Here is a 17040-nt window from a genome sequence, read left to right as displayed (position 1 = left end):
CGGCGCTAACGATTAAGGACGTCGTCACGCGTGCCCGCTGCTATGGCCATCACCTTAGCCGCGAGGTCGGCCGGTACGCCGAGTTCGTCGAGCGTTTCCTGCAGGTGGCCCGCTACTGCATCGAAATGACTGTCGTTAAGCCCCTTCTCAACCAACGGGGCGTGGGCCGCACGCATGTCCTTGCCGCTGTATTGGCTCGGGCCACCGAATACCATGGTAAGAAACGATTTTTGTTTTGCGCGTTGCTCCTCCATGTCGGTGCTGTCGAAGAACCCGCTGATCGCATCGTTACTCAGGACCTTGCGGTAGAAAATATCGACCGCTGCGTCGATTGCTGGCCCGCCGCCAAGCTGTTCATAAAGGTTATCGGCCATCAGATATTACCCTCAGAAAAATCTAACCGTTCTGACTATGGTGAACTTCAGAATATGCCATCAGGGTATTAACGAGATCTGACAAGCGGCCGGGCGTGCGGGGCCGGCAGAGACGATCAAGCTCTCTTGGACAAGCATCCGGCGAGGCTTTTCTTTGTCCGCCCATCGCGCTGGTTAAAGAAGCGTAAAGAGATCGGCGTAATCACAGAACGGCTTTATTTTCACCATAATTCTGCCGCCAAGAGATCACGCCCGAAGCACAAGAAACCGTCTAAGAAAGGGGCGTTGTTTCTTGATGTGTTGAAAACAGAGATGTCGGTACGAATGACCTGGCGCAGCAGCGTAGTTGCTTTCTTTCTCTTCTTCGTCGTCGTCGCCTTTCCGAGCGCGACCCACTTACCCTGGGTCACGACCGCAGAGGCGCGGCCGATACCGCCGCGGCTGGAGATCTCAGCGGAGCGTCTCAGCCTCGCCGTGACCGATGCGCGCGCGGCCGATGAAACAAAGGACGAGCAGCGCCTCGGACCGTAGTGACGCCACCGCCGCTGGTCGGGAAAGCCAAAAGCTTCCGGACCCCGCTGTGATGAACAGATGGGGCACGGACAACCTGCCATGGCCGATCCACAAGAAAAGGTGGAAATTCCTGTGTTTATTTACAAAGTATGAATAAAATTCAAATGAATACGCTTAATTACTAACTGATTATTAATATAAATCTCATAACATTTCTTTTTCTCTTCCATATCATAAGAATACTTCCAATATCGCACGCTCGAAACACAGTAGTTTCGATAAAACTCCGGCCATCAATTCTCAAGCCTGGAGTTCATCGTGCCTTCCAAAACAGGCCAAGCCGGCCCAGATCAGCCTCTTACGAAGTTCACCCGGCGGCACCTGCTCGGCGCCCTCGCCGGCATCACCGCAACCTGCGCCCTGCCAACGCGCAGCGGCGCAAACCTGACGTCACTGCCCCCGGCCCTGCCGCCATCCTCGGCGATGCAGGCAGCCGGCCTGCACGCCGCACCGGCCGCCTGGTTCAGTCTGATCAAGCGCCACCCGGAGTTGGACCCCGCGCCCCATCCCTTTGCCCCAATTACGCTGACCCCGGAGCGCGAGGTCCAACTGACGCTGGTCCATCAACGGGTCAACCGTCTGATCCGTTTTCGCCCGGACGGGCCCGATCGCTGGCGCCTCGCGGAGTCCGAAGGCGATTGCGAAGACTACGCCATCCGCAAACTGCACACGCTCTGCAAGGACTACGGCTGGCCCAGGTCCGCCCTCACCCTGGCCGCCTGTCATATTGAAAGCGGGCTCGGCCATGCCGTGCTCCTGGTGCACAGCGACAAGGGGGTCTATGCGCTGGACAACCGGCGGCGGCGGGTCGAGCCCTGGCGCCATCTGCCTTATCGCTGGATCGCGCGGGAGGATCCGGGCGCGCCCTTCGGCTTATGGCGCAAGCTGAAAGTCACCTGACGCCCAAAGACCGAGGATCAGCGCCGCAGCTTCACCTGGATTTCGGCGCCGCCGTCACCGTGCACCGAATCATGGGCGCGGACGATCACCTGATCGATCTCTGCGGGGATCACCACCCCGCCCAGCGAACGGGTGAAGGGCTGCTCGGCCTCGTGGGGATGCAGCAACACCCGCGTGCCCAAAACCTTGCCGTCCGGTGTCAGGACCTGCCAACGATCCGCGTAGTGGTCCCAGCCCTCATCGGCATGGCGCACGGTGACGCTGAAGCGCCAGGTGTCGTCGCCTTCCAGCACCGCCTCGACGGCGACCACATCGGCCTCGCCGGCAAGAGCGGCGCCAAGCGGGAGGCAAAGGATCAACGCGGTTAAAAGTCTGAACATCATGGGATTGGTTGCTCCTTGGCGGGTTCCGGGGCCGATTCGGACAACGGCCGGGGCCGGCCCTGATCGTCGATCGCCACAAAGGTGAACACGCCCTGGGTTACTTTCACCCGCTCCCCTTGGCGGCCGCGCTGCGCCCAGGCCTCGATATGAATGGCGATTGAGGTGCGGCCGCTGCGGATGATGTCGGCGTAGGTGCAAAGCACGTCGCCCACATAGACCGGGCGGTGAAAGGTCATCGCATCGACGGCCACCGTGGCGACACGGCCGGCGGCGTGGGTGCCGGCGGTGATGCCGCCGGCGATGTCCATCTGGGACAGCACCCAGCCGCCGAAGATGTCGCCGCTGGGGTTGGCATCGGCCGGCATGGCCAGGGTTCTGGTGGCAAGACTGCCGCGCGGCTCCGCCGCTTGTTCGGAAGTATCAGTCGACATTACTGGAAGGCATGGACAAGTCCCCTCTCCACAACTAGATATCGGGGGTAAACATAGGGTACCATACCCTATAGGGCGATTCTTTTGCCAGGCGGCCAAACCGCCAGATGGCAAAGGAAAGGCGCCAGAATCGACTTTTCAGAGCAGTCCACAAGTCAGAACACGGGCCAAGATGGCAGACCTTTTCCAATCAGCATCGAAAAAGACGCCGGACAACTACTCCGCAAAGGACATCGAGGTTCTGGAGGGGCTGGAGCCGGTGCGCCGGCGGCCCGGCATGTATATCGGCGGCAGCGACGAAAGGGCGATGCATCATCTGGTCGCCGAGGTGCTGGACAATGCCATGGACGAAGCCGTGGCCGGGCACGCCAGCCGTATCGAGCTTGAACTGCACGAGGGCAATGTGGTCGTGGTCGCCGACAACGGGCGCGGCATCCCGGTCGACCCCCACCCGAAATACAAACCCAAGTCGGCGCTTGAGGTCATCCTGACAACGCTGCATTCCGGCGCGAAGTTTTCGCAGAAAGCTTACGAGACCTCGGGCGGTTTGCACGGCGTCGGCCTTTCGGTGGTCAATGCCCTGGCCGATGAGTTGATCATCCAGGTCGCCCGCGACAAGAAGCTCTACGAGCAGACCTACAACAAGGGCAAACCCAAGAACAAGCTCTCCAAGGGCAAGCCGGTCAACAACCGGCGCGGCACGACCATCCTGTTCCATCCCGATCCGACGATCTTCGGCGAGGAAGCGACCTTCCGCCCGGCGCAGCTCTATCGCATGGCACGCTCCAAGGCCTATCTCTATCGCGGCGTCGAAATCCGCTGGGCCTGCGACAAGAAGCTGTTGGCCAAGGGCGATGACGTCCCGGAAGACGACGTCCTGCATTTTCCCAACGGGCTTTCCGACTACCTGACGGCGACGCTGGGCGATCGCAAGACCCTGACGCCGGAACCTTTCGTCGGCGAGGCCAAGCTGCCGGACGGACAGGGCCGTGTCGAATGGGCGATCTCCTGGCCGGTGGATGAAAACGGCTTCCTCAACTCCTACTGCAACACCGTGTCGACGCCGGAGGGCGGCAGCCATGAGGCCGGCCTGCGATCCGGGGTGCTGAAAAGCCTGAAAGCCTATGGCGATCTGACCGGCAACAAGAAGACCGGCCAGGTCACCTCCGACGACATTCTGGGCGGTGCCAGCGCCATGCTTTCGCTGTTCATCCGCGACCCTCAGTTTCAAGGTCAGACCAAGGAGAAGCTGGCGACGCCGGCCGCCAGCCGTCTGGTCGAAACCTCGATCAAGGACCACTTCGACCACTGGCTCTCCGGCCATCCGGAACGCGCGCGCATGCTGCTGGAGCGCTTCGTGGAGCGCGCCGAAGACCGCCTGCGCCGGCGCCAGGAAAAAGAACAGAGCCGCAAGACCGCGACGCGCAAGCTGCGGTTGCCCGGCAAGCTGTCGGACTGCAGCCGTAACCGCGCCGAGGGCACCGAGGTGTTTCTGGTCGAGGGCGATTCCGCCGGCGGTTCGGCCAAGCAGGCCCGCCAGCGCGAAACCCAGGCGGTGCTGCCGCTGCGCGGCAAGATCCTGAACGTCGCCAGCGCCTCTGCCGACAAGCTGAAGTCGAACCAGGAAATCGCCGATATCTCCCTGGCCCTGGGCTGCGGCACCCGGGGCGCCTTCGATGCCGACAAGCTGCGCTATGAGCGCGTCATCATCATGACCGATGCAGACGTGGACGGCGCGCACATCGCCGCGCTGCTGATCACGTTCTTCTATCGGGAAATGCCGGGCCTCATCGAAAGCGGCCGCCTCTATCTGGCGCAACCGCCGCTCTATCGCCTGACCCAGGGCAGCAAAAGCGTTTACGCGATGGACGATGCGGACAAGGACAAGCTCATGAAGTCTTACTTCAAGGGCCGCGGCAATATCGATGTCAGCCGCTTCAAGGGTCTGGGCGAAATGCCGGCCAAGCAGTTGAAAGACACCACCATGGACCCGGCCAAGCGCACCCTGCTGCGGGTCACCATCGTGGCCGACGGAGACAAGAACCCCGCCGCGGAAGAAAAGAAGGCTGCCGACATGATCGAGCGCCTGATGGGCCGTAAACCCGAAGCGCGTTTTACCTTCATTCAGGAAAACGCCCGCTTCGTGCAGGAGCTCGACGTCTAGAGCAGAACCGGGTTGGATGGAATCGCTGAAAGCGATCCATCAACCCGGTGAATCTGCTCTAACTGTTTGATGTCGATCGGATTCACATGTTTTGTCGAAACCACGAAGTGGTTCCGTCAAAACATGATCCGATCTAGAAACACGCCTGGCTTGCCAATGTAGCGCTGCTTTGAAGGACCCCGTCCGACGATGACTGCCGCCTTCGCCCCGATCACGGCCCTGCTGCTCAGCGTTGCATTGCTGCTGATGGGCAACGGCCTTCAGGGGACGCTGCTGCCGGTGCGGGCCAACAGCGAGGCCTTCAGCGGCATCGAGATCGGCATTCTCGGATCATCCTATTTTCTGGGCTTCATGGCCGGTTGTCTCTATGGGCCAAGGCTGATCCGCCGGGCCGGCCATATTCGCGCCTTTACCGCCCTGGTCGCAATTGCGTCCTGCGTCGTGCTGGTGCATGCGCTGTTCCTGAACCCGGTCCTCTGGTGGGTCCTGCGCGCCACAACCGGCCTGTGTTTCGCCGTCCTCTTCATGATCATCGAGAGCTGGCTGAACGAGAAGTCAACCAACGACACCCGCGGCCTCATCTTCTCGCTCTACACCATCATCAATCTGACGGTGATCACCATCGGCCAGTTGATGCTGGGACTCGCCAAGCCGGAGGACTTCCCGCTGTTCCTGCTGGCCTCCATCCTGGTCTCCCTCGCCGCGGTGCCGATTGCTCTGACCCGCGCCGAAGCCCCGGCCCCGGTTCAGTCGGTCAGCATTCGCCTGCTGCACCTCTACCGGCTCTCGCCGGTTGGGGTTGTCGGCTGCCTGGTCGCCGGCCTTGCGACCGGGCCCATATGGGCGCTGGGGCCGATCTTCGCCCAGTCAAACGGTGCCAACACCTGGGGGGTTGCCATCTTCATGAGCATCGTGGTCATCGCCGGGGCGGTTGGCCAATGGCCACTGGGGCGCCTCTCCGACAAGATGGACCGGCGCCGGGTCATAATCGGCGCGGCCAGCGGCTCGGCCATCGCCGGCATAGTCCTCGTCGCCTGGTCGCCGTCCTGGGGTATCTCTCTGCTCGCCCTGGTGTTTCTCTTCGGGCTTTTCACCTTCCCGCTCTACGGTCTCTGTGTCGCCCATACCAACGACCACGTGGAACCGGACGGCTATGTCGAGGCGGCAAGCGGCCTGCTGCTGGTTCTGGCCATCGGTGCCGTCATCGGGCCGATTGCCACATCCGTCCTGACCCGCTTTTTCGGGCCCGATGCCCTGTTTGCCGTGACGGCCAGCGTACAGCTTTGTCTTGCCGCCTTTGCCCTGCACCGAATGGGCCAGCGGGCCCCGGCGCCGGAAGAAGAGCACGTCACCTTTGTCGAATCCCTGAACATGGCCCAGACCGTATCCACCGTCGACCCGACGGCCGATACCGATGAGCCGGACGACGGGCGGCCGGACGATGGGCGGCCCGGTCAGGGACCGGTCTAGGTCTGGGCCAGGGGCCGCTGCAGCCAACGGCGCAGGGCGGCGGTTGTCGGTTCCGGGCGCTCAAGACTCGGCAGATGGCCGCAATCCTCGACGATTACCAACTCGGAACCGGCAATCGCAGCCGCCATGTCCTCATGCTCGGACAACGGCGTCAGGGCATCCTGACGGCCGCAGAGAATCAGGGTCGGCACGGCGATCCCGGCAAGTATCTGCGTGTGATCGCGGCGGGTCATGATGGCGCGCTGCTGGGAAATGAAGGCTTCTTTGCCCACCCGCTCGGCCATGCCCATGACCACGCCGGTCAGCACCGCATCGTCCAGACGATCCTCATGGATAAAGAGCGGCAGCAACCTGGGGGTCACGCCTTTGAACTGGCCCTTCTCGGCCAGCTCGATCAGGCCGCGCCGGCGCGCCGTCTGTTCCTCGCTGTCGCCGCGGGCCTTGGTGTCGATCAGCGCCAGGCGTTCCACCCTTTCCGGCGCGCGGGCCATCAGTTCAAGCGCGACGTAGCCGCCCATCGAGAGGCCGGCCAGGGCGAAACGCTCCGGCATCGCCGCCAGGACGCTGTCCACCATGGCGGTGGCGGAATCCTGAGTGGTGAAATCGGCCACCCAGCAATCTGCGATGTCGCCCAGCCCGGCGATCTGAGGTTGCCAGAGGGCGGCGTCGCAGAGCAGACCCGGCAGGAACGCAAGCGGAAGCTTTTCAGCCATTTCGTCTTTCTTCTTCTGGGAAGGTTGCAAAGGAAAACAGAGTATTTAGCGAGAAGCCGCTAAGAATTAGTTGTCCACTAGGTTTGACCAGTACTTTCGCGCTCTGCCCCGGCCCGAAGCCGGGCGACGGCCTGTTCCACCTGAACAATGCGCGCACCGGCTGCTGCCATGCGCTGCAAGGCAACCGCCTTGTTCAAGGGTGCGCGCGATGCGACCCCGTCACCGACCAGAGAAACGCCATAGCCCAATTCAAGCAGGCACAGCACCGTCTGCTGAACGCAGACATGGGCCTCCATCCCCACCACGATGACCTCGCCGATGCCTCTTGCGATGAGGGCGTTGCGGAAGGCGTCCTCCCGCGGCGCGCCAAAGGCGATCTTCTCGATGATCCAGTCAGGGTTGAGCTCGCGCCGCAGCCTGGCCGCCGTCAGGCCCAGGCCTTCGGGGTATTGCTCGGTGGCCAGGATCGGCAGCGCCCCTTGTTTGGCCGCGGCCACCAATGCGAGGGCGCAGTCGATCACCACCGGGCTCTCGGCAATGGCCGGGGCCAGACGTTCCTGCAGATCGACCAGGAGAAGACCCAAGTAGCCAGCCTCTACCTTTGGCTGCAGTGCTTGGAGTCTGGAAATATTAACCATAATAGGGCCAGGATATAGGAACATTATTTTATTTGGAACGTTAAGTGGCCGCTATTTCATGAAGAGAGCGTCTAATGATTGACAAGTTGCCTTTATTTCTTATGATCCGCCACGGTCACGATTGTAGTGAATTCAATCGGCCTTGATACTCCAAAGCGAATACGGATTGCATGACGTTTGAAGATCTTGGACTAAGTCCAGAGGTCCTGAAGGCTGTTGAGGAAGTGGGTTACACCACGCCGACGCCGATTCAGGAAAAAGCCATACCGGTTGTGCTCATGGGACGCGATGTCCTGGGCTGCGCTCAGACCGGCACCGGCAAGACCGCCGGGTTCACCCTACCGATGATCGATATTCTATCGAGCGGTCGAGCGCGGGCAAGAATGCCGCGCTCCCTGATCATCGCGCCAACCCGTGAACTGGCGGCCCAGGTGTCCGAAAACTTCGAGCTCTACGGCAAGTACGGCAAGCTTTCGATGGCCCTGCTGATCGGCGGCTCGTCGTTTGTGGAGCAGGAGCAGAAACTCGACCGTGGCGTCGACGTTCTGATCGCCACCCCCGGGCGGCTGATCGATCTCTTCGAACGCGGCAAGATCCTGCTGGCGGACGTGAAGATCCTGGTGATCGACGAAGCGGACCGGATGCTGGACATGGGTTTCATGCCCGATGTAGAGCGCATTGTCGGCCTGCTACCGAAAATCCGTCAGACCCTGTTCTTCTCGGCCACCATGCCGCCGGAAATTCGCCGCCTGGCTGACGCTTTCCTGATGAATCCGAAAGCGATCTCGGTCGATCCGCCGGCCTCGGCCGCCGAGACAGTGACCCAGGGCCTCGTCAAGGTTAAGGGTGCAGCCAAGGAAAAGCGCGCTGCCCTGCGCGCGCTGGCCAAAAGCGAGGACGTCAAGTCGGCCCTGGTGTTCTGCAATCGCAAACGCGACGTGGACATTGTTTTCCGGTCGATGGAGCGCCACGGCTTTTCAGTCGCCGCCCTGCACGGTGACATGGCCCAGCCGGTCCGCATGGAAACGCTGCAGAGCTTCAAGGATGCCAAGGTGCAGTTCCTGGTCTGCTCAGACGTCGCGGCCCGCGGCCTGGATATTCCGGCCGTCTCTCACGTTTTCAACTTCGATGTGCCCTCCAATCCTGAGGACTACGTTCACCGGATCGGCCGTACCGGGCGCGCCGGACGCAGCGGCAAGGCCTTTACCCTCGCCCTGCGAGAGGAAGGCAAGTATCTGGCCAATGTCGTGCGCATGCTCGGCATGGACATCCCGGAAGTCACGCTTGAGCAGGACAGCGGTTGGGAGGCCGGGGAAGCCGAAGAAGCGAAGCCCGGCAGAAGCCGACGCGGCAGCAGCCGCAGCGGTGAAGGCAGCCGTCGCGGTGGCTCCCGCAGGTCCGGCCGACGGAGCCAATCGAACCGGGAAGAGACTGTGGCCAGCGAAACTGTGGCCGAGGAAACGGCGCCCAGCGCAACGCCGGCCAATGATGTCGCCGCGAACGCCGCCGCGGAAAGTCCCGAGGAAGTGGTGACGCTTGACGCTGCTGTCGAGCCGAAGCCTCGGCCTGCGGCACGATCCAAAGCCCGGGAACAAAAACGCGAACCGCGGCGCGGCAAGCCAAAGCAGGAAAGCGACAGCCTGGCACCCGGCGAAACCGCTTTCGGTGATCATATCCCGGCCTTCCTGCTGCGTCCGGCCAAGGTCGCTTAAAGCGCAGTATTGTGGGTCTACGGGTAGCGTAAGGTAACGCCACCACGCTCTCAGAACGCGCGTCTACACTGACAAATGTTTGCCTAAGCTCAGTCTGCGCTGAGATCTTTGCGCATGCAGACCCTTGGACTGACATTGTCGACGCCGCGCGCCCTTTCCCCTTCGCGGATCGTCCTTAGCTCCGGTCCCGCTTCATCCTCGGCAAGGACCGAGAAACCCAGCCCCTCGTAGTACGGACGGTTCCAGGCCACGTCCCGAAAGGTAGTGAGCGAGAGTTTGGTGAAGCCCTGCGCCCTTGACCAAGCCTCCACGGTGCCGATCAGGGCACGCCCCAGACCCTGGCGGCCATAGTCGGGATGGACCGATACCTCGGCGAGATACCCCTCGCCGTCGACCACCCCGGCAATAACGAGGCCGACCGGAACCCCCTCCTCCTCCTCGGCCACCCAAAGGCGGTGCGCCTGCGCCAAGTCCACGTATTCCGTCTCGACTGTCGGACGGCCCTGGGCGATCCGGATCAGACCGATCTCGCCGAACCGCCGGGCTGCGACACTTTCCATGGGTCCCAGCAGGGGCGCATCCTCGATCCGACCCGGGCGAATGCGATAGCTCACGGCTGGCCCCCCGGCGCCAAGCGGTTATTATGGCGCTTTACGACTCGTGGCCACAGCCGGCCGGACAGCGAAAGACGGGGTGCGATGCAGACGATCTTCATCATGATCAAGTGTGAGCTTGGCAAAGCCTATCCGGTCGCCGACGCGCTGGTCGAAAGTGTTGAGCAGGTTTCCGAGGTTCACTCGACTTCCGGCGAATACGACCTTCTGGTCAAGTGCTACCTGCAAGATAGCGACGACATCGGCCACTTCGTCAACGAGAACGTTCAGACCCTGCCGGGGATCAAGGATACCTTCACCCTGATTGCCTTCAAGGCCTTCTCCTGACTGCATTTTTCACTATGGACAGCGGCTAGAGCAGATCCTGGTCGGATGGAATCGCCGGAGGCGATCCATCGACCGGGTGAATCTGCTCTAACTGTTTGATGGCGATCGGATTCACATGTTTTGGCGCAACCACGAAGTGGTTCCGTCAAAACATGATCCGATCTAGACGCCCCGGATGGTCACCGGCTCATCGCGCGCACGCACGGTCTGCAGCCACTGCCCCAGTTCGCGCAGCATGACGCTGAAGTCACGCCGGCCCGCTTCCCAGTCCTTGATCGAGTTGAACTGCGTATAGCCGTAGCTGGCGCTGAGCGGCCAGATCTGCTTGGCGCTGTCGCTGTGGGATATCCGCTGAGCGGCGTCGTTCAGTTCTTCCACCAAACGATCGATGGCAAAGCCCTCGATGGTGGTGGTGCTGCTGACCCGAAAATTCCCCGCCACAAAACACAATGCCTCGAAAGCATCGCCATCCATGTAGACGCAGGCAGCCTCGCTCAGAACACGGACCCCGTCGCCGGCGGAAAACTCGGCGTAATAGGATCCGTCCCGGTCCGCGCTGCTTTTTAAGAGCCCCAATTGCATGGAATATACTCTGCGCCAAGCCAGTGCAGCGAAGCAATGCCCGCGCCACCTCCCTGCGCTATGGCCGCGGTAAGACCGCTGCATGGAGACAGAGGCAGCACGGAAATCTTTTGGGCAAAATCAGATTCATAAACTCGACCAATATGTAATAATAGTTCGGTTTGTCCATACTTTTTATTTGGTGTAAATCAATATAGCTCGCATTGCATTATACAGCTATTGCATGACTCTAATCACAGAGCCAATTTCCTTGGTGCAAGGGATTGTTGTATAAGTTATGTGGCAGTCCCTTTTTGATCGTACGAGCCAGTAATCTATCATGCCAACTTTGCAACGCCCGCCCGTGCTGTTCGAGATGATGAAATCCCTCACGACATTAGGGCGAACGCTGAACCTTTCGAAGACAGTCGCAACCCTCGGCATCACCCGCCAGACCGTGCGGCGTCATATCAGTACCCTCGAAAGTATCAAGGGCGCCAAGTTTTTCGAAATCACCGATAGACAATATGTGCTGACGGAACCAGGCAGGCAGGCGATCAGGGAAGCCGAAAGAGTCCTCGAGCAGGCCGAGGCCTGGCTGAGCGGTCACCTCACGCATGATACGGATGCCTCGGGGATGGACCGCTCTAGATACCGCGATGAGCATGGCCGCGACTTCTATGCCCAGCAACATCCACTTAGCCGCCTGTGGATCGACGGCCCGCCCATCCTGCAGAAAGGCTTTCTCGCTTGGGCGAATGCGAGGTTTCAAATTGAATCCCCTGAACTGGAAGTCCTGAAACCCTATCTGCTTCTTTACCGACAACACGATGATAGTTGGCTCTGTGTGGCCATCGGCGAAAAGTCTTCCTATGCGACCTGGTTTGATCGGGTTTGGGCCAAGAGCGCAATCGGCCGTTTCTCCAAGGATGATCCCGCCGGATCGGAATTTAACGACTTCATCTCCGGTGCCCACTCCCAGATCTTTAGCGAGGGCGGTGTACGGCTCGACCATGTTTATGCCCAAATCCCGCGAGAGAGAGGTGGAACTCCAATTCCGGTAAGTTTTCAACGGCTCCTAATGTGTTGCACTTTCCCCGATGGCCAAACGGCCCTGGCAGTACTGGTTGCGAGGACAAAACGCTTAGAAATCGAGGGTTTGGACCCTCGGAACGTCCGCCCAATGCCCGACGACCTTCTGATGGAGTTCGATATCTAGACCGGGCGACGGGCAATCTTAGCTTCGGGGAATACGTATCACGCTACCTTATCGCCTCACCGTTACGCGAATTAAGGGAGCGTCCGACCATGCCTACCGACAATCTCTACAAAGCAATTAGATATATTGCCGACATCATCCAGATCAGCGAAGCAAGAGGCCTCTTGCTCGAGGTCAGTACCGATTTCGAAGAATTCCGAAAAGTCCGCATGGCTCAATCGGACAGATCAACCCTTTACCCGATGTACGACGTCGCCTGTACGTACATCGATTCGTCGAACGGGTTTTGGATCAAGGGCGTCGATGAGAACGGCGAACTCATCCACACCCAGGCGATGCGCCTCCTCGATCTTTCGGGCACCACGTTAGCCGACCACTTCAGGCTGCATCGGCAGAAATACATGACCCCTGGCAACACGGACGATCCGACCCAATACGACTATTCGCCGACTCCCGCCTGCCAGAAAATCTCTGGGAGGGTCTGTTACCATGGAGAGCTGTGGCTGAAGGAAGACGACGGAAAACGTTTTCGAGGAACCGGGCTCACGACAATTCTGCCGCGCATGGCGCTGGCCTTAAGTCTGATGGAGTGGTCACCCGACTTCGTCTTTGGCTTCATGTATCCCCACGCGGCCTGCAGGGGCCTGGCGGCTCGTGAGGGTTACATGCATATGGAACCCGGCTTCTGGCATGCCCCCGGCAGCCCCGAATCGTTCGCCGAATGGCTCGTATGGATGGCGCGGGAAGATCTAGAGCATCTCATGCGCTTTGCGCCAGGCGAGCTCTATCAACAGCTGGAAGCCCAGAGAAGCAAAAAAACGGAGAAGTCCAGCGAGCTTCACATAGCGGGCCGCGAATGGCATCGCCCCCAGAACGCCGCGATGTCTTAAGCGCCTCCAATCCAGGAAAGCGAAGCATAAGAGAAGGCCGGCAGGCGATGCGCCTCCCGGCCTTCCACTTCCCTATGGCCCTGGCGCCAGGCGTGCCTCTTCCGGCACGAAGAAAAGATGGTCCTGGTCTTCCACGGCCAAGTGACAGGAGATGCAGAATTCGACCCGGTCAGCCCCCTGGCCGTTGGTCCGGCCAAGAAGTTCGCCTGTGGCCGAAATCATCGAGTAGCGCCAGTCGCCGGTCACATAGTTGAAGCTCTCCGCCATCTTCTCCATGACGAAAAGCGGCCCCGGTCCAGTGGCGCCATCGTCGGTCACGACGAAGCTGTCTTTGGCCACGACAGAGCCGACCGGCAGGCGCCCTGCCGCCTCGTACCGGCCGTAGCGCGCCGCGATTTCATTTGCATAGTTGTTAACGTAGCGCCGGCCGTGGGTCATCGACTTGTAGGGCGCCGCGTTGAAACGCTGCCAGTCCCTGTAGCCGGCGGTCACCGGATCGCCGCTGAGGGCGTAAGTCGCCGCCAGGTCGTCTGCCAGATCATTGTAGATCGCCGCTGCTTCCTCCGCCGTCAACTCGGCGGGATTCTGGACCCGGTCATGACGATTCGGTTCGGCCGGGCTTTGGACTCTGTAGGCGCGGCGCGGCTCATCCAGGTCGTCCAGTTCGTCATCGAAGTACTGGGCCTCCTGATCGGGGGCCGCAGCCGTGATCGATTGCGCAGCAACGCCGGTGGCAACGGCAGAGGCGATGGTCATAAAGACTGCGGCCGCGAACGCGACAACATGAACGGACATAGAAAAACGGTCTCCTTATGCTGACCGTTCCTTGCCCCCTACGGTCTTGATTCAACAAGGATATAGGGATTCAGCACAGCAACCGAGCATCACAGGTTCGTGAACGCACAAAGGGGTAGGCATACCCCAAAAGCAGTCTTCTGCAGCTGCTACTTGGTACCGAAAATTCGGTCGCCGGCATCGCCCAGACCCGGGACGATGTAGCCCTTCTCATTCAGCCGTTCATCGACGGCCGCCGTGTAGATGGGGATATCGGGATGGGCTTCAGTCAGCGCCTCTATGCCTTCCGGCGCGGCAACCAGGCAGACGAAGCTGATATCCTTGGCGCCGTCCTTTTTCAGCCGATCCAGGGCGGCAACGGCGGTGTGGCCGGTCGCCAACATCGGGTCGACCACAATGGCAAGGCGCTCGCCCATATCCCCAGGCACCTTGTAGTAGTACTCCACGGCTTCCAGGGTCGCGGGATCGCGATAGAGCCCCAGATGACCGACCGAGGCCGCCGGGATCAGATCCAGCATCCCGTCAAGCAGGCCGTTGCCTGCGCGCAGGATGGTGATGAAGCAAGGCTCCGGCCGGGCCAGCAAAGGCAGGTCGGCCCTCGCCACCGGTGTCTCGACAGAGACCGTCTTCAGTTCCAGGTGCCGGGTGACCTCATAAGCCAGTAAGAGACTGATTTCGCGCAACAAACGCCTGAATTCCGGCAGCGCCGTGTCTCTGTCGCGCATCAGGGTGAGCTTGTGCTGGACCAGGGGGTGGTCGACGGTCGTGACCTTGGGACTCGCAACTGGGTCTTGCATGCCTCTGCCTTGCCTCTTTGATTTTTTTGCTTCGCAGCCCGCCGGCGTTGATGCCCGACGGCTGGGGCGGAGTGTTAGAAGACAGAAGCGATTCTGTCGAGTGCCTTGGCCGAGGGTCTTAGCATTGAGTCCGGATCTAAGCCTTCGTCGCCAAAGCATCGGCACTGGCCACCGCAGAGGCGGCGGCTTTCTCAGCCGCAGCGCGCTCCTCCGGCTCCATGCCCCCCGCGCCCGGCACGTTGACGGTGACCCGGCGGTCGGCGAACTTGATGCCCTCCCGGGCGAAAGCCTGCTGCACCGCCTGAAAAATGGCGCGGCGGATCAGGAACTGCTTGCCCGGCTTGGCCATGAACTTGCCGCGCAGCAGGAAAGCGCTGTCATCGGTCGCCAGAACCCCCTGGGACTTGAAGGGCTGCAGGAAATCCGGACCGATCTCCTCGTCCTGCTGAAGGTCCTGGCCGATACGCTTGAAGATCTTACGGACCTTCTCAAGATCGGTGTTAAAGGGCACGCGGAACTCCAGCTTCATGATCGCCCAGTCGCGGCTGTAGTTCGTCAGGTGCTGGATCTCGCCGAAGGGCACGGTGTGGAGGGCGCCGCGATGATGGCGCAGCCGAAGCGACCGGATGGAGATCTTCTCCACCGTGCCCTTCACCACCCCGACATCGATGTATTCCCCCAGCCTGAACGCATCGTCGACCAGGAAGAAGACGCCGGAGACGATATCGCGGACCAGGGTCTGGGCCCCGAACCCGACAGCCAGGCCGACTACGCCTGCCCCGGCCAGCAGCGGGCCGATGTTCACGCCAAGCGCGCTCAGAACCAGCATCACGGCCATCACGGCTATCGTCACCTGGATCACGACCCGCAAAAGCGGCAGCAGGGTGCGCACCCGCGAAGCCCCCTGCCCGCCCTGTTCGCCAGGCTCCGGCTCCCCGCCGCCGTCCTCTGATGCTGTTGCGGCGGCGTCCTCGGCAAGCCGCCGATCTATGGTGATCCGCGCCAGCTCCCAGAGCACATAGGCGATCAAGCCCGTGATGCCGATATCGATCAGCGCGCCGGCAATCCGTGCCCCAAACCCTTCCTCCGCCAGAGAGGACAGATCGACCCCCCAAATTCTGGCGAGAAACAGCGCCGCGGCAATGCAGACAAGAAAACGCGAGGCGCGCAGCCCCACGATCTTAAACTGGCCTACGGCGGTCGCGGCGCTGTCGTCCCTCTGTTCCATGCGCCGGGCGGCGCGCTCCAGAATGGCATCGAGATGCGGCAGGAAGAGCACCGTCAAAAGACTGCCGAAAGAGGCCAGATATGAGGCCCGGCCACCGCTCAGCTCAATAACGACGATCACCAGATACAGCAGGATCACGTAGACCGTGGTCGCCAGCGGCCAGCTTTCCGCAATCATGGTGCGCAGCGGCCCCGCCTGCTCCGGATCCCAGTTCAAATCGCCGGATATGGCCCGGCGGGCGGTGGCGATGGTGTAGACAACCGTGGCGATGAGAACGAAGCCGACCGTGAAACTCAGCAATTGATGCGCATCGTCGGGCATACCCAGACCCTGTAGCAGGCTGCAGGTAAGAAAGCCGAAGCCGGCAATCGAGGCCAGGATCAGGTTCTGCCGATGCAGGTAGCGGGCATCGCGGTCGTCCATATGAAGAAGACGCAGGCTTGGCAAATAGGGCGCCAGGAGGAAGCGGGAGAAAATCGCGTAACTGCGGACCACAACGACCGCGGCAACGTAGGTCATCACGGCCGTACGCGTCACCTCGTTACCCTGGGTAACCAGGAAGTAGACGGCAAGAGCGCCACCGATGAAGACGCCAAGCAGCACGAACTCCAGCACCAGCCGCAGCAACAGCCCGCCCAGCCGGGCAATGGTCGAGCTGGGTTGCGCTTCCACGATCCTTCGGAACAACCCAGCCATCGCCCTGCGCAGCAGCCGCTCCGCCAACCACCCCACCCCCATCATCGCCGCGAAGCCGAGCGCGATCCAAAGGAACACAACGGGCTGCCGGTTGTCGCGCAGACGCTCAAACGCCGTGGACATGGCCTGCGGCAAGGCAGGGAGTGCGGCGAGCATCCGAGCGAGACCATCACGCAATGCCTCCGCCTGGTCGCGGGATTGGATGAGCAGGCTGCCCAGGTTTTGCTCTGAAGGTTGCGCGCGATCCCGCGCGACGGCATCCAGGCGCTCGAGCAGGAGAGTGCGAACCTGGGCGTCGTCCAGGCGGGCGACGAGATCGCGAATCGCTGCTTCGGAAAGGGGCTTGTCGCCGTTCTGCAGCTCTTCCAGTGCCGATGCTTCAGACGTCGCCGCCGTTGTCTCGTCGCTCTGTGCCACGGCCAGAGAGGGCGACAGGCAGGAAAGAAGAAGGGCCAGGAGAAGGCTCGGCAATCGAAGGCCCACGACTCACCTCATAATGATTAAACGCTGTGACTATAACCCCAACAGACCGCAAAACCCAGAGGCCCAGGGTAT

At 61.2% G+C, this 17040-nt stretch carries 18 protein-coding genes; 8 read left to right on the top strand and 10 right to left on the bottom strand.

Going from position 1 to position 17040, the window contains the following annotated elements; all coding sequences use genetic code 11:
• Positions 1–5: 5 nt before the first annotated feature.
• Positions 6–374, bottom strand: a complete 369-nt coding sequence (locus HBA54_RS01445; RefSeq protein ID WP_167220597.1) for a group I truncated hemoglobin — start codon at positions 372–374, stop codon at positions 6–8.
• 126 nt (positions 375–500) lie between these two features.
• On the opposite strand from HBA54_RS01445, the gene HBA54_RS01440 reads away from it, so the two are divergent.
• Together HBA54_RS01440 and HBA54_RS01435 are read left to right on the top strand one after the other, a co-directional pair.
• On the top strand, positions 501–905 hold the full coding sequence (locus HBA54_RS01440; protein ID WP_167220595.1) for a hypothetical protein: 405 nt from the start codon (positions 501–503) through the stop codon (positions 903–905).
• Between the two features lie 300 nt (positions 906–1205).
• Entirely contained in the window at positions 1206–1847 is a 642-nt protein-coding gene (locus HBA54_RS01435; RefSeq protein ID WP_167220593.1) for a transglutaminase-like cysteine peptidase, read from the top strand.
• A gap of 17 nt (positions 1848–1864) precedes the next feature.
• Here the strand turns inward: HBA54_RS01435 and HBA54_RS01430 are convergent, their stop codons facing one another.
• Complete coding sequence (locus tag HBA54_RS01430; protein ID WP_167220591.1) at positions 1865–2230, bottom strand: hypothetical protein; 366 nt, start codon at positions 2228–2230, stop codon at positions 1865–1867.
• Positions 2227–2661 (bottom strand): acyl-CoA thioesterase, encoded by a 435-nt coding sequence (locus HBA54_RS01425; RefSeq protein WP_167220589.1) that lies wholly within the window; start codon positions 2659–2661, stop codon positions 2227–2229. Before HBA54_RS01425 ends, HBA54_RS01430 begins: the two co-directional genes overlap by 4 nt.
• 172 nt (positions 2662–2833) lie before the next feature.
• Here HBA54_RS01425 and parE point away from each other — a divergent pair, with 172 nt between their 5' ends.
• Positions 2834–4825, top strand: a complete 1992-nt coding sequence (parE, locus tag HBA54_RS01420) for a DNA topoisomerase IV subunit B (protein ID WP_167220587.1) — start codon at positions 2834–2836, stop codon at positions 4823–4825.
• A gap of 189 nt (positions 4826–5014) precedes the next feature.
• The gene (locus HBA54_RS01415; protein ID WP_167220585.1) at positions 5015–6295 is read left to right on the top strand and encodes an MFS transporter; all 1281 of its coding nucleotides are present in this window, start codon (positions 5015–5017) and stop codon (positions 6293–6295) included.
• On the opposite strand, the gene HBA54_RS01410 is transcribed toward HBA54_RS01415, so the two are convergent.
• Both HBA54_RS01410 and HBA54_RS01405 read right to left on the bottom strand, forming a co-directional pair.
• Entirely contained in the window at positions 6292–7008 is a 717-nt protein-coding gene (locus HBA54_RS01410) for an alpha/beta fold hydrolase (protein WP_167220583.1), read from the bottom strand. The two genes, HBA54_RS01415 and HBA54_RS01410, sit on opposite strands and share 4 nt — an antisense overlap.
• A gap of 77 nt (positions 7009–7085) precedes the next feature.
• Positions 7086–7592: an isochorismatase family protein gene (locus tag HBA54_RS01405; RefSeq protein WP_167220581.1), complete on the bottom strand. Its 507-nt coding sequence runs from the start codon at positions 7590–7592 to the stop codon at positions 7086–7088.
• A 224-nt stretch (positions 7593–7816) separates the two neighbouring features.
• Here HBA54_RS01405 and HBA54_RS01400 point away from each other — a divergent pair, with 224 nt between their 5' ends.
• Positions 7817–9358, top strand: coding sequence for a DEAD/DEAH box helicase (locus HBA54_RS01400; protein WP_167220579.1), 1542 nt, complete (start codon positions 7817–7819; stop codon positions 9356–9358).
• Positions 9359–9447: 89 nt separating this feature from the next.
• On the opposite strand, the gene HBA54_RS01395 is transcribed toward HBA54_RS01400, so the two are convergent.
• Positions 9448–9972, bottom strand: coding sequence for a GNAT family N-acetyltransferase (locus HBA54_RS01395; RefSeq protein ID WP_167220576.1), 525 nt, complete (start codon positions 9970–9972; stop codon positions 9448–9450).
• An 84-nt stretch (positions 9973–10056) separates the two neighbouring features.
• Between HBA54_RS01395 and HBA54_RS01390 the strand changes: the two genes are divergently transcribed.
• On the top strand, positions 10057–10299 hold the full coding sequence (locus tag HBA54_RS01390) for an Lrp/AsnC ligand binding domain-containing protein (RefSeq protein ID WP_167220574.1): 243 nt from the start codon (positions 10057–10059) through the stop codon (positions 10297–10299).
• A gap of 162 nt (positions 10300–10461) precedes the next feature.
• Here the strand turns inward: HBA54_RS01390 and HBA54_RS01385 are convergent, their stop codons facing one another.
• Positions 10462–10881 (bottom strand): hypothetical protein, encoded by a 420-nt coding sequence (locus HBA54_RS01385; protein ID WP_167220572.1) that lies wholly within the window; start codon positions 10879–10881, stop codon positions 10462–10464.
• A gap of 319 nt (positions 10882–11200) precedes the next feature.
• On the opposite strand from HBA54_RS01385, the gene HBA54_RS01380 reads away from it, so the two are divergent.
• Both HBA54_RS01380 and HBA54_RS01375 read left to right on the top strand, forming a co-directional pair.
• Entirely contained in the window at positions 11201–12079 is an 879-nt protein-coding gene (locus HBA54_RS01380) for a LysR family transcriptional regulator (protein ID WP_167220570.1), read from the top strand.
• Positions 12080–12168: 89 nt separating this feature from the next.
• Positions 12169–12969: a hypothetical protein gene (locus HBA54_RS01375; RefSeq protein ID WP_167220568.1), complete on the top strand. Its 801-nt coding sequence runs from the start codon at positions 12169–12171 to the stop codon at positions 12967–12969.
• 72 nt (positions 12970–13041) lie between these two features.
• On the opposite strand, the gene HBA54_RS01370 is transcribed toward HBA54_RS01375, so the two are convergent.
• From HBA54_RS01370 to HBA54_RS29575, 3 genes are all read right to left on the bottom strand, one after another.
• A complete protein-coding gene (locus tag HBA54_RS01370) occupies positions 13042–13764 on the bottom strand; it encodes a cytochrome P460 family protein (protein ID WP_167220566.1) in 723 nt (240 codons plus the stop codon).
• 149 nt (positions 13765–13913) lie between these two features.
• Positions 13914–14561, bottom strand: coding sequence for a uracil phosphoribosyltransferase (gene upp / locus HBA54_RS01365; protein ID WP_167220565.1), 648 nt, complete (start codon positions 14559–14561; stop codon positions 13914–13916).
• Between the two features lie 136 nt (positions 14562–14697).
• Positions 14698–16968 (bottom strand): mechanosensitive ion channel family protein, encoded by a 2271-nt coding sequence (locus HBA54_RS29575; protein ID WP_322095954.1) that lies wholly within the window; start codon positions 16966–16968, stop codon positions 14698–14700.
• Positions 16969–17040 lie beyond the last annotated feature (72 nt).

The sequence above is a fragment of the Pelagibius litoralis genome (genome assembly GCF_011683915.1).
Classification (GTDB): Bacteria; Pseudomonadota; Alphaproteobacteria; order Kiloniellales; family Kiloniellaceae; genus Pelagibius; species Pelagibius litoralis.
This window is presented reverse-complemented; position numbering and strand designations above follow the sequence as displayed.